Here is a 12023-nt window from a genome sequence, read left to right as displayed (position 1 = left end):
GGTAGTCGACGTTTCATAAATCAATGCATAAGCATTAATAGGTTATTCGAATTTTTTAATGTGGAAAAAGATAATGTGAATTAACAGACAACTTTAACCAACTCAGTAATTCTTCAATTATTTTTAAATTTGGACAGTGCCTAGGGAAATAATCATAGTAAGTTTGGCTTGATGTTTCTTTTGAAAAAGTTGGATAATTGTTTGATTGTGTATGGAAGATGCATATATTGTCTATAGCCACCACGATTTAATTTCCTTTGTACTTTTTCACACCACGATCCAGAAAGGACAAGAATTCTTTGACTGAATAACTGTTTTTCTTTCGCTCAAAATACTTCGCTCGATTCTAAACCAGTATCCCGATAAGCTTCAGATTAGCAATGATTTTGATGTTTTTGGAAAAATGGTAAGATTAATTGCTTGATAATCTCGGCACATCGATTCATCTTCAACAGAATCTGGTCGATGTGCCCATCAAGAGTTTTTTAATCTTATATTTTTCTGCATTTTTTTTTTAGGATTATCGTTCAATTATAATTAAGAAGAGAACTCACTGCGAAATAAGGTAAAGAATACTGATTTCTTGCTTATAATGGATCGTTATATTTAGAAAATTAGGTAGAATAGATTAGTTCTATTTCATATTCAAAAAGCAAGTATTATCACCTTGTATTAAGAGATAGATATATAGTTAAAAGATACTTGATAATCTTGTTTGTATAGGTTTTAAGAAGGGGGTTATATCATTATGAAAAGGTTGTTTGATTTTTTTTTCTCTATTTTAATGTTAATTGTTTTGTCTCCACTAATAATAATATTAATTATTTTTGTAGGTTTTGGAGTAGGATTTCCCGTATTTTTTAAACAATTAAGACCTGGATTAAACGGTAAACCTTTTTATATATATAAGTTTCGCTCAATGACAAATGAGGTCGATGAGCACGGGTGTTTATTGCCTGATGAAAAAAGAATGACAGGGACTGGTAGAATTATGAGAAAGTTAAGTTTAGACGAACTTCCACAATTATTAAATGTAATTAAAGGAGATTTAAGTTTAGTGGGTCCAAGACCCTTGCTGATGGAATATTTACCTCTATATACAACTGAACAAATGAAACGCCATGACGTTAGGCCTGGAATAACAGGTTGGTCCCAAATAAATGGAAGGAACGGAATATCTTGGTCGGAGAAGTTTGAGTTAGATGTTTGGTATGTAAATAATAGAACTTTTTGGCTCGATTTAAAAATATTAATTCTTACTATAGCTAAGGTCGCTAAATCTGAAGGAATTAATCCGAAAGGGAAAGAAACAACAGAAGTATTTACAGGAAAAGAAAATGAATAAATTATTAATAATAGGTGCAGGCGGACATGGTAAGGTCGTTGCTGATACAGCACAAGCTTCTGGTAAATGGAGTAGCATTGCTTTTTTAGATGATCAGCATATTTTAAAGAAAAATTATCCGTTTCCGGTGTTAGGAGATATTGAACATGCTTTTAAATGTGTAAAAGATTACAATTATATTGCTGTTGCAATTGGTGATAATCAGCGGCGAGTAAACTTGCTTAAAAAGTTTAAAGATTTTGGGTTTAAATTACCTGCAATAATACATCCATCGGCAGTAATCAGTAAGTATTCTATTATTGATGAAGGTTCGGTAATATTTGCAAATTGTGTAATAAATGCCAATGCAGTGATTTCATTTGGTTGCATTATTAATACAGCATGCACAGTAGATCATGACTGTATATTAGGAGCAGGTGTACATCTTTCTCCTGGAGTTAATTTGGCTGGTGGTGTTAGGATTGGCGATTTTTGCTGGATTGGAATAGGAGCAACAATTATACAACAAATAACAATAGATCAAGAGTCAATAGTTGGTGCAGGTGCTGTAATTATAGAGAATGTACCTTCGACCTCCACTGTGGTTGGTGTTCCCGGTAGAGTGATAAAAAGATTCAATAATGAGGTGTAGATAAATGAGCGGTGCTCGAGAAAAAATATTCCTTTCCCCTCCGCATATGAGCGGAGAAGAACAAAAATATATTGACAGTGCATTTGCTTCAAATTGGATAGCACCATTAGGTCCTAATGTCGAACAATTTGAACAAGAAATAGCAAATTACGTTGGTGTTAGGGGGGCTCTATCACTAAGTTCTGGGACAGCGGCCATACATCTAGCTCTTCGTTTGTTAAATATAAAGCCTGGTGATTTAGTTCTGTGCTCAACTTTTACCTTTGTTGCGAGTGCTAATCCTATTTTATATGAAGGTGCCCAACCTGTTTTTATAGATTCTGAGCCTGATACTTGGAATATGTCACCCATAGCACTTAAAAGGGCAATAGTTGAATTAAGTAAGAAAGGTAAAATTCCAAAAGCTTTAATACTAGTTAACTTATACGGGCAAAATGCGGACATGGACCCCTTACTAGATATCTGCAAGTTCTATAATATACCTATTATTGAAGATGCCGCCGAATCGTTAGGTGCTACTTATAAAGGAAAAATGAGTGGTACATTTGGTAAGTACGGAATATATTCATTTAATGGTAATAAAATTATTACTACTTCTGGGGGAGGTATGTTGGTTTCCGATGATATTGAAGCACTAGAGAGAGCAAGATTCTGGGCCACACAATCGCGAGACCAAGCTAGATATTATCAACATAGTCAGCTAGGATTCAATTATAGGTTAAGCAATGTTCTTGCAGGAATTGGAATAGCTCAGCTTAAAGTGTTAGAAGATCGTATTTGTGCAAGAAGAGCTGTTTTTAAGAGATATTTTGAAATGTTATCACAAATTGATGGTGTTAAATTTATGCCCGAAGCAGATTTTAGCTTTTCAACTCGTTGGTTAACAGCACTAACTATTGAACCTAATTCTTATAGAAATCCTATAAAAATCATAGAGTATTTAGAGAAAAAGAACATTGAAGCCCGTCTAGTATGGAAACCTTTGCATCTGCAACCTTTATTTAAAGGTATTCAATACTATTCTCATACTGAAGAAGAAAGTGTTTCTGAAAGATTATTTAATATAGGAGTATGTCTTCCTTCTGGGTCAAACTTGACTATAGAAGACCAAAATTACGTGATTAATTGTTTAAAAGAATGTCTATAATTGTAGTCTATTTTGTTCCTCTTGACGAAGGATGACTTATCCAGTTTTTTGTAGCAGAAACCAAGTGGTACTTTATGATGGCAGTAGACAGGGACTCGTCTGTGCTGCACAGTACCTGGTCGATAAATTCTGTAAGTTTCAGCATCGTGCCGTAAATCAATTGGTAAAGGTGAAAGTACGGAACATGCTTTCATTATCTAAGATGTGCTTTGAAGTTTGACTAAAATGTGCAGGCTTGTAATCGAACGATATTTTGATTCATTCTGATCTTACCTGACAGATTAGCATGGGGCTCATATTCTATAAACTACAATATTTAAAAGTAGAGGAGGTTCCAATGAAGGGCATCATCCTAGCAGGTGGCAGCGGAACTCGCCTTTACCCACTCACCATGGTAACAAGCAAACAATTGCTTCCCGTTTACGATAAACCTATGATTTACTATCCTTTATCAACTCTAATGCTCGCAGGCATACGCGAAATCCTAATTATCTCCACACCAGAGGACACATCAAGGTTTGAAAGTTTGTTAGGTAATGGGTCTCAGTTTGGAATATCTTTACAGTATAAAGTTCAACCCAGTCCGGATGGACTGGCTCAAGCTTTTATTTTAGGTGAGGAATTTATAGGAAATGATTCAGTGTGTATGATTTTAGGGGACAATATATATTATGGAAATGGTATGCGAGGTAAGCTTCAAAATGCTGCAAAATTAAAGAGCGGGGCAACTGTCTTTGGATACCATGTTCATGATCCTCAGCGATTTGGGGTCGTAGAGTTTGATAAAAATGGAAAGGTTTTAAGTGTTGAAGAAAAACCCGAACATCCAAAGTCGAATTACGCTATTACCGGACTTTACTTCTATGATAATCGTGTGGTAAAGATGGCCAAGAACATTAAACCTTCTGCACGAGGGGAGCTTGAGATTACAGCAATCAATGAAGCTTATTTGAAGCTTGGAGAGCTAAATGTTGAACTGCTGGGTCGGGGCTTTACTTGGTTGGATACAGGAACTCATCAGAGTTTGGTGGACGCTACCAATTTTGTGCGCACAATTGAAGAACATCAAGGAATTAAGATCGCGGCTCCAGAAGAGATAGCTTATATTAATCATTGGATTAACAGAGAGCAGCTACTGAATTGTGCCGAAATGCTAGGGAAGACAGGATATGGTCAATACTTGATGAAAGTGGCAAACGGGGAAGTGAAATACTGACTGATGGAATGTGGGCTTTGTTTGGTCAGAACAATCTGTCATATGATATAGGTTCGAGTTCATTTAAGTATCCAAGAGGTGAGTTCGTTGACTAACAAAAAACTATTAGTTACAGGAGGAGCCGGCTTTATCGGTGGTAACTTTATTCACTATATATTAAATAAGTATCCTGACTATGAAGTTTTTAATTTGGACTTGCTAACCTATGCCGGGGATTTATCCAAGCACCGACATATTGAGCATGAAAGTAACTATCATTTTATTCAGGCTGATATTGCTGACCGTAGTACTATTATGGAAATATTCAAAACTAATAGATTTGATTATATTGCTCATTTTGCTGCGGAAAGCCATGTTGATCGTTCTATTACTGATCCGGAAGTTTTTATACGGACCAATGTGATGGGTACCCAAGTACTACTCGACGCTGCTAGACGCTATGGAGTAGCGAAGTTTGTTCATGTATCTACAGATGAAGTGTACGGGGAGCTTGATTTTGATCCCCACATTTTCTTTACGGAGAACACTCCAATACAGCCTAATAGTCCTTATAGTGCAAGTAAAGCTTCTTCAGATTTGTTAGTCCGAGCCTACCATGAGACCTATGGATTGCCTATGAATATTACTAGATGTTCCAATAACTACGGCCCGTATCATTTTCCTGAAAAATTAATCCCCTTAACCATATCGCGTGTTCTATCTAATTGGACCATCCCAGTATATGGAAATGGTAAAAATATTCGTGATTGGTTGCATGTGCAGGATCACTGTGCAGCAATTGACTTGGTTTTGCATCAGGGGGATAACGGAGAAGTATACAATGTAGGCGGTCATAATGAACGTACCAACTTGGAAGTTGTGAAAACAATTATTCGCATACTAGGAAGATCAGAAGATTTAATTGAATTTGTAACAGATCGCTTGGGGCATGATAAGCGCTACGCCATAGATCCTAGCAAGTTAATTAATCTAGGCTGGCAACCTGCCTATAGCTTTGAGACTGGAATCGCTCAAACGATTCAATGGTATGTGGAGAACCAAGAGTGGTGGACTAGGCTTGTAATTGCAGCACAGTTAAATAAGCAATAGCAATCTATTTCCATAAGGTGATGAGATGCGGAAAAAACTTATCCTTCTTCTATCAGTTGCTGCACTCACTGGTATTTTGTTTATTGCAGTTGTTAATTTTTCTTTTTCTTTCATAACGAAGAGCATCGCCGGAGGAGAAGAGGCGACACATATCATCAACAGTTCGCCTTCCTCCCGAAATAATGAAGACGAAAGAAAAGACGCTACAGATGTAGAATTAGAAAGTGAAAAGAACAGCGCGGATCGAAGCCAAGAAAAAAATCAGAATACACCTTTAAATATCGTTCCTGATGCTACAAGAAAATTAGAAGCACAAGAAGAAACTTTGAAAAGTGAACCGGGCGAAACTTTTAAAGCAAGCGAAAATAAAACAGAGGAAAAGAACAAACCTACGGAAGAACCATTAAAAGAACAACCAAAAGACTCGCCCAAAGCACCCACCTCCTCCAACTACTCAGCCACCATCTCCAAAGACAAGGCCGAGAAAGTCCAGGAGAGTGTTACTTTGCGTGAAAAAGCTAAAATCATGACCATGCTAGTCTCAAAACTTAGCGCCAGCGAAATTCAGCTTTTCACCAAGATGATGGGCAATGGCTTATCCGTGGAAGAGAAAAAGGAAGCCAAGAAGATTATTCTAAACAAGCTTTCAGAAGACGAGTATAATGAACTTATTGCCATAGCAGCCAAGTATGGGCTTAGTCAAGGGAAAGACTACAAGGATTCGTTGAAAGAGCAGCATATTGTGAAAAATCCTTAGGGGGTGACCCTACTGAAACGGAAGACCCTAATCTCTCTGGCAGTCATAGCAGCGGTGCTTGGAGGCGGCGGTTACTGGGCTTACGATTATGCTTTGAATCTGGCGGCTGATAAGATCGCGGTCGAGCTGTCCAAGGAGCTGGACAAGAATACGGAGTTGTCGGGGGAATTGGACAAGCTGCTGGCTTCCGGCCAGAATCCGACTAGTTCTACTGGGGTCAAGGACGGGGGGCAATCCTCAGCAGCCACTCCTTCAGGAACCGAAAAACCTGGCTCTACCCCTGTCGGTCCGTCAGCCACGGGCAATGCCCAAGAGCAGAAGGATGCTGAGAGCAATGAACAATCAACCAACTCAACTAATGTTGGGCCTGCTACTCCCTCAAGCAATGGAGATAAGTCTCCAGGCAACCCTGACCTTCAATTCACCGACAGACAGCAAGCCGTCAAGTTCGTCATGGGCCGTTTCACCGCATCTGAAATCAATAACATCAGGCAGATGGCGAGCGGTGACCTGACTCCGGAGAAAAAGGCGGAGCTGAAGAAGATTGCGTACTCCAAGTTCACGCAAGCGGAGATTGATGCCGTACGCAAGGCAGTTTCTAAGTGATTGTTCTTAATCCAGAATGACTGATGATCAGAAAAGGAGATTCGATGATGAAAAAGTTTAAAATGGCTTTGTTGGCTAGTGCTCTGTTTGTTTCCAGCCTGACAACTACAGCTTTCGGAGCGCAAACTCCCAAGAATGTTGATGTGTACTATGTTCCACTTCAATTTGTATTTGACGGGGAGCAGGTGGCTCCGCCTCAAGACCAGCAGGCTTTTATCTATGAGGGTAGTACCTATGTGCCGTTGCGCTTTATCTCTTACTCCTTGAACAAGGCTGTTCAATGGGAGGGGGATACATACACGGTTTCTGTGCAAGATCCGAAGGAGAAGGATAAGCTTGAAATCGCAGATCACAACCTCAATACGAAGGTTCGTGGCGGCAAGCTGCGTGATGAATTTAACGCTTCTCAATTAACTTCATCCAATATCGAGGTTTACCAAGAAAAAGTGAAGTATATCTTCGACGGGAAAGAAAAGGAGATTGGCGAAGATCTTCCAGGTTTATTTGTGAATAACAAGCTGTATGTACCACTGCGCTTCTTCTCGGAGTCCGTAGGCAATAAAATCGAGTGGAACGATAAGAGCTATACGATCACAGCTGTTTCTCCGGCTAAGCTGAAGGCAGACAAAGAGGCCGCTGAGAAGGCCGCTGCGGAAAAGGCTGCTGCAGAGAAAAAAGCGGCTGAAGAGAAGAAGAAAGACACTCCTGCGACAATCGGGGGCGCTGGAGGAGGTGGCTCTGTTGGAGGGGGAGGCTCATCGACGACGAAGTCTGAAACGGATATTGTAAATCCGTATTTAGATAAAATTCGCGGTCTTGAATCTGAAGCTAACGCTTATTTCACAGAAGCTTTAATTAAATTCTTAGGTAACCCAGCCCAGCAAGATGAGATTAAAGCTGCTGCTAAAACTAAGTTAGCTGAATACGATAGCAGGTTCTATGGGTGGATGGATTCTCTTTCTCAAGAATTGACGGCAAACAATTACCAAACAGCTAAAGTGACTGAATTAAGCTCAAAATATGAAGAAAAAAAAGAAGAACAGAAAAAGCTACTTGGTCGTTAACCCAACTTTTATAAATCCAGCACTGACCCACCGGGGCCAGTGATTTTATTCATTATACCTATAACCTCTATCACTTCTATATATTTCCCCAATAACCCTCCTTTCCCCCATAATGAACTCAACAAGGGAAAGGAGTGACATAGATGTCCAACCAACCACCATCACCGTCTCAACAATGGAACGCCCAACACTATGATGAGCAAATCAGCTTCGTCTCTCAACTGGGGAGAGGTGTCGTAGCTTTACTGAACCCGCAACCGGGCGAGAGAATCTTGGATCTGGGCTGCGGCACCGGAGACCTGGCCGAGGAAATCAGCCGAACAGGAGCGGAATGCACCGGAATCGACTATTCGCAGGACATGATCGATCAGGCGAAGGTGAAGTATCCATCCTTGCAGTTCCGCCAAGCCGATGGAGAAGTATTCCGTCTAGAGGCTGGGGAGCAGCCGTACGATGCAGTATTCTCGAATGCTGCCTTGCACTGGATGAAGCGGCCAGAGTTGGTAGTGGAGTCGGTGTGGCTGGCGCTGAGGCCAGGGGGGCGGTTTGTGGCCGAGTTTGGCGGAGCGGGCAATGTAGGGAGAATTGTCCAAGCGATATGCCGTGAGATGGAGAACCTGGGATTGGACTGGAAGTCCCGGTACCCGTGGTATTTTCCTACGATTGGTGAGTATGCATCCATACTGGAGCAGCAAGGGTTTCGGGTCGGCTTTGCCGAGCTGTTTGACCGCCCAACGCGTCTTAGTGATGGAGACAACGGCATGCGTCACTGGCTGCAGGCCTTCGCAGGCACATTTCTCAAGGGATTGAGCACGCAGGAGAAGGAGCAGGTGGTGGATAGCTGTATTCGCGAGCTGCGCCCCAGCTTGTTTAACGGAGAATACTGGGAGGCGGATTACCGGAGAATTCGGGTACATGCGGTTAAGCCGGTATAAGCGACCACCATACAGAACGGGAGATACGCAGATCCAAGCGTATCTCCCGTTTTGTGCATCCGCTGACGGGCGGGATTACTTCTCCTTCAGAAGCTCGCAAGCATCGATAGATCGAAGAATGGGGCCAGCGCAAGATTTTCCTTTTTCACGTCCCGAATATAACCAGCATCAATCTCATGTTGCCGGAAGCCGTGAAGCTATCCGAAGGAGAACGCACAAGAAGCTGAACGCCGTTCTTGTCGTTGGATACGCCCAAGCCTTCCTGCTTGAGAAGCATGCGAAGCTGGGTTTCTACGGTGCTACCTTTGGCAGTAATGGCGTCGGTTATTTAAAGCACTGATTCATGAGACACGCATACAGCCGCATATAATTAGTCAGGATTCCAAAAAAAGTCTGGATCATCTATTAAATCGACATGTGGATGCCTGTACGATGGTAGAACCTTATCTGAGTATGATCGGGCACTATCAATTGGGGACCATGACTAAGCTGGATGGCTTCGAGGATGATGAGTATCTGACAGGAGTCGTGGGCGATGAGAAGTGGATTCGAAACCATGAGGATATCGGACTTTCCGATTGAAGCGGTCTCCTGTGTATTGTCCGGCATTCGCCGGGATGCAGCCATTTACCGGCGGGATCTACAAACCTTGGGCGCTATTGGAAGGATACATTCATCTGCTCATCATGAACGGCTTCCTAACCGCTTGGACACAACTAGCTTGCACAAGCTGCTTGTCAACGATGCCTATTTAACCAAGGCAGCGCAGCAAATGAAGCTTCCGCCTTTGTTCACCTCTATCTATGATGAAGAGTGATCTCCCATCCTATCTACTAGAGGTTGAGGGTGAATGCGCAAACGGGAGATACGCCGTCGCGACGCATCTCCCGTATTTGGATTTTCTTGTTTTTATTTGCCAGTTGCGGGCAGAACGGCTGCCTTGGTTTCTAGGTCGCACATGCGGTCTTCGATCTTGCTTAGCCATTTGTCCAGCTCTTCGAAGCTGTCGCCGATGCTTGAATATTTGTGGTGAAGAGCGAGCAGTTCGGCTGTAATGGCTTGAAGATGATTTTCCAAACTTTTCTCCTCCTGACGTATTACAAAGTCTATAAACTTATCATATAATAGATTCGACAGGTGTTCTCGGTTTATGTCGGTAGTTGGCATATTTTCATCAATTTTCATAGGTTATAAAACTATTTTTGTAAGCGCTTCTAGATATAGCCAGTGCCGCCAGGGTAAGAAAGCAGCGCCCGGTGCTTCATGGATGTCTACAGCGAGGAAGGGACCTGTTATCCATGAAAATATCCGGCAAGCTTAAGAAGATCAAGGCATTCAAGATGAAGTGGCTGCGCCTGGCTTTATCGCTGGTGGTGCTTGGTTCGCTAGTCGCGGGCTATCATCTGGCGGATGTGCAGGGCGAGGGACGGCTGAGTCCCTTCGTCATGATCCGTCTGGAGGATATCGGTCCGGGCGGGCAATATGCGTCCATAGAGCAGCTCGGGAAGCTGCGGGCTGTGCTGGATTACCTCAAGGCGCAAGGCGTAGCTTACCATATTGGGATGATTCCACGCTGGATCGATTATCCCAAGGATGGACCTGCCTACGACGTTCGTCTCGATCAGCCGGACGACCCGTATACGGCAGCGTTCCGCAAAGTGCTTCATGAGGCGGCGGACGGCAACGCTACGCTGGGCATGCATGGCTATACGCATCAGGTTGGCAGCAGCCGCAGAGATGACGGGCATCATGAATCCGGCATCGGCAATGAATTCGACGTGACGGATGTTCCGGCTACGCAGACCCCGGCATTCGCCGAGGAACGCGTGAAGGAAGGCCTGGACATCTTGAATAAAGCGGGCCTTATACCCCAATTCTGGGAGGCTCCGCATTACCATACCAATAGCGCGCAGGATGCGGTGTTCCGCTCCTACTTCGGCTTGAATTACCAGGCAGAGGTCCAGTCCCACAGGAATGCTCCCGATGCGCTATTCTGGAATAAACGAAATACTGGCTACGGTGAGTCTACTCTGGGCGCGGCTTACGTGCCGACGCCGTTCGATTATATTCCGTACAACAAGGATGAGAAGGTCATCTTGGACCGGATTGGCAAATCGCAGCACATCCCTTCTTTCTTCTATCATCCTTTCCTGGAGTTCAAGCAGCTGAATCCGGTGATTAATGAAGACGGAGAAGCGGTGTACCGTGACGGAATTCCGGTATACCAGTATCCGGGTCCGAATAAGAGCGTGCTGCAGCGGCTTATAACCGGACTGAAGGCCAAGGGATATACGTTCTACTCAATTCAGGATTATGTTCCTTTTACGCCTGCGCATCATGTCGCTGCCGGTGCCGGTGTGCTGCCGGCGAAGCTGCTGCTTGGCGATGCGTACGGGTCCGGTCAGAAGGACGCGATCTATTGGAGCGAAAGCGACGGCGGTCTTTATGTCGAGCAAGGCAAGTTTCGCCTGCAGCGGAATACGCCGCCTGGACCTCCGGTCCGGTGGGGCCGGGCCGAGTACAAGAAGGGCTCGGCAGCCGCTGTCAGCGGTCCGGATAGTCTAGGTCCCTGCAGCTTGTGGACGGCTGGCCCGAATGGGAAGCTGCAGCGGTTCACGGCCAGCGGCAATCGTTTCGAGTTGAAACGCAGCTGGAATGTAGAGGCGCGAAGCTGGAGCAGCCTTTATGCGATGCCTCTGAACGGTGGGGATACGTTGATTGCTGGGTTGACCCAAGAACGTCGGGAGCTGTATGGCTGGCTGATTCATAACGATGAGATGAAGCCTCTGAAGCCTTACAAATTCCGCAGCGAGCTTCGTTCGGATCTGCAGCCGCGGATGGGCGGCAACGGTACCTTGTTTACCTCCAAGGAAGGCGCATCTGACGGCATTGAGTTTACCCCGGATGCCGATAAGCAGGAGTGGAAGCTGCAGCGGGTAGAGCTGGAGGTGCCTAACGAGACGGGACGGCTGTATTTCGGCGACTTCAACGGCGATGGACTGGAGGATGTCATCCGCTGGAATAAGCGCCAGATGATTGGTACCGTGTATCTGAGGACAGCCGAGGGCGGATGGAAGCTGCTGTCAGGCTTCGGACCATGGGGAGATGCCGCGGCTGATCTCCAGTTGCTTACGGTCGATCTTAACGGTAATGGCAAGAGCGACCTGGTGCTCGAAAACACCAAGACAGGGGAACTGGACGCGGCGTTGTCCTTTATCCGCCAGTAACGCATA

14 protein-coding genes are annotated in these 12023 nt (G+C 44.0%); 12 read left to right on the top strand and 2 right to left on the bottom strand.

What is annotated here, in order from left to right; translation table 11 throughout:
* Nucleotides 1-748: 748 nt before the first annotated feature.
* The 9 genes from WMW72_RS03160 (at nucleotide 749) to WMW72_RS03120 (ending at nucleotide 8790) form a co-directional block, all read left to right on the top strand.
* Nucleotides 749-1345, top strand: coding sequence for a sugar transferase (locus tag WMW72_RS03160; RefSeq protein WP_341413945.1), 597 nt, complete (start codon nucleotides 749-751; stop codon nucleotides 1343-1345).
* Nucleotides 1338-1976 (top strand): acetyltransferase, encoded by a 639-nt coding sequence (locus WMW72_RS03155; RefSeq protein ID WP_341413944.1) that lies wholly within the window; start codon nucleotides 1338-1340, stop codon nucleotides 1974-1976. Before WMW72_RS03160 ends, WMW72_RS03155 begins: the two co-directional genes overlap by 8 nt.
* A gap of 4 nt (nucleotides 1977-1980) precedes the next feature.
* Complete coding sequence (locus WMW72_RS03150) at nucleotides 1981-3123, top strand: DegT/DnrJ/EryC1/StrS family aminotransferase (RefSeq protein WP_341413943.1); 1143 nt, start codon at nucleotides 1981-1983, stop codon at nucleotides 3121-3123.
* A 337-nt stretch (nucleotides 3124-3460) separates the two neighbouring features.
* Nucleotides 3461-4339 carry a glucose-1-phosphate thymidylyltransferase RfbA gene (rfbA, locus tag WMW72_RS03145; RefSeq protein WP_341413942.1) on the top strand — a complete coding sequence of 293 codons (879 nt, stop codon included), beginning with the start codon at nucleotides 3461-3463 and terminating at the stop codon, nucleotides 4337-4339.
* Between the two features lie 87 nt (nucleotides 4340-4426).
* Nucleotides 4427-5428, top strand: coding sequence for a dTDP-glucose 4,6-dehydratase (rfbB, locus tag WMW72_RS03140; protein ID WP_341413941.1), 1002 nt, complete (start codon nucleotides 4427-4429; stop codon nucleotides 5426-5428).
* A gap of 25 nt (nucleotides 5429-5453) precedes the next feature.
* Complete coding sequence (locus WMW72_RS03135; RefSeq protein WP_341413940.1) at nucleotides 5454-6185, top strand: hypothetical protein; 732 nt, start codon at nucleotides 5454-5456, stop codon at nucleotides 6183-6185.
* A 3-nt stretch (nucleotides 6186-6188) separates the two neighbouring features.
* Nucleotides 6189-6791 (top strand): hypothetical protein, encoded by a 603-nt coding sequence (locus WMW72_RS03130; RefSeq protein WP_341413939.1) that lies wholly within the window; start codon nucleotides 6189-6191, stop codon nucleotides 6789-6791.
* A 44-nt stretch (nucleotides 6792-6835) separates the two neighbouring features.
* The gene (locus tag WMW72_RS03125; RefSeq protein ID WP_341413938.1) at nucleotides 6836-7855 is read left to right on the top strand and encodes a copper amine oxidase N-terminal domain-containing protein; all 1020 of its coding nucleotides are present in this window, start codon (nucleotides 6836-6838) and stop codon (nucleotides 7853-7855) included.
* A gap of 143 nt (nucleotides 7856-7998) precedes the next feature.
* Nucleotides 7999-8790, top strand: coding sequence for a methyltransferase domain-containing protein (locus WMW72_RS03120; protein WP_341413937.1), 792 nt, complete (start codon nucleotides 7999-8001; stop codon nucleotides 8788-8790).
* 145 nt (nucleotides 8791-8935) lie between these two features.
* Here the strand turns inward: WMW72_RS03120 and WMW72_RS03115 are convergent, their stop codons facing one another.
* A complete protein-coding gene (locus tag WMW72_RS03115) occupies nucleotides 8936-9067 on the bottom strand; it encodes a hypothetical protein (protein ID WP_341413936.1) in 132 nt (43 codons plus the stop codon).
* Nucleotides 9068-9222: 155 nt separating this feature from the next.
* Here WMW72_RS03115 and WMW72_RS03110 point away from each other — a divergent pair, with 155 nt between their 5' ends.
* Both WMW72_RS03110 and WMW72_RS03105 read left to right on the top strand, forming a co-directional pair.
* Nucleotides 9223-9372 carry a hypothetical protein gene (locus tag WMW72_RS03110; RefSeq protein ID WP_341413935.1) on the top strand — a complete coding sequence of 50 codons (150 nt, stop codon included), beginning with the start codon at nucleotides 9223-9225 and terminating at the stop codon, nucleotides 9370-9372.
* The gene (locus WMW72_RS03105; protein WP_341413934.1) at nucleotides 9347-9607 is read left to right on the top strand and encodes a hypothetical protein; all 261 of its coding nucleotides are present in this window, start codon (nucleotides 9347-9349) and stop codon (nucleotides 9605-9607) included. Before WMW72_RS03110 ends, WMW72_RS03105 begins: the two co-directional genes overlap by 26 nt.
* Nucleotides 9608-9699: 92 nt before the next feature.
* Here WMW72_RS03105 and WMW72_RS03100 read toward each other — a convergent pair whose 3' ends face one another.
* Complete coding sequence (locus tag WMW72_RS03100) at nucleotides 9700-9867, bottom strand: hypothetical protein (protein ID WP_341413933.1); 168 nt, start codon at nucleotides 9865-9867, stop codon at nucleotides 9700-9702.
* A 221-nt stretch (nucleotides 9868-10088) separates the two neighbouring features.
* Between WMW72_RS03100 and WMW72_RS03095 the strand changes: the two genes are divergently transcribed.
* Nucleotides 10089-12017, top strand: a complete 1929-nt coding sequence (locus tag WMW72_RS03095; protein WP_341413932.1) for a DUF2334 domain-containing protein — start codon at nucleotides 10089-10091, stop codon at nucleotides 12015-12017.
* The last annotated feature ends 6 nt before the right edge of the window (nucleotides 12018-12023 follow it).

It is taken from the genome of Paenibacillus filicis (genome assembly GCF_038070315.1).
GTDB lineage: Bacteria > Bacillota > Bacilli > Paenibacillales > NBRC-103111 > Paenibacillus_G > Paenibacillus_G filicis.
This window is presented reverse-complemented; position numbering and strand designations above follow the sequence as displayed.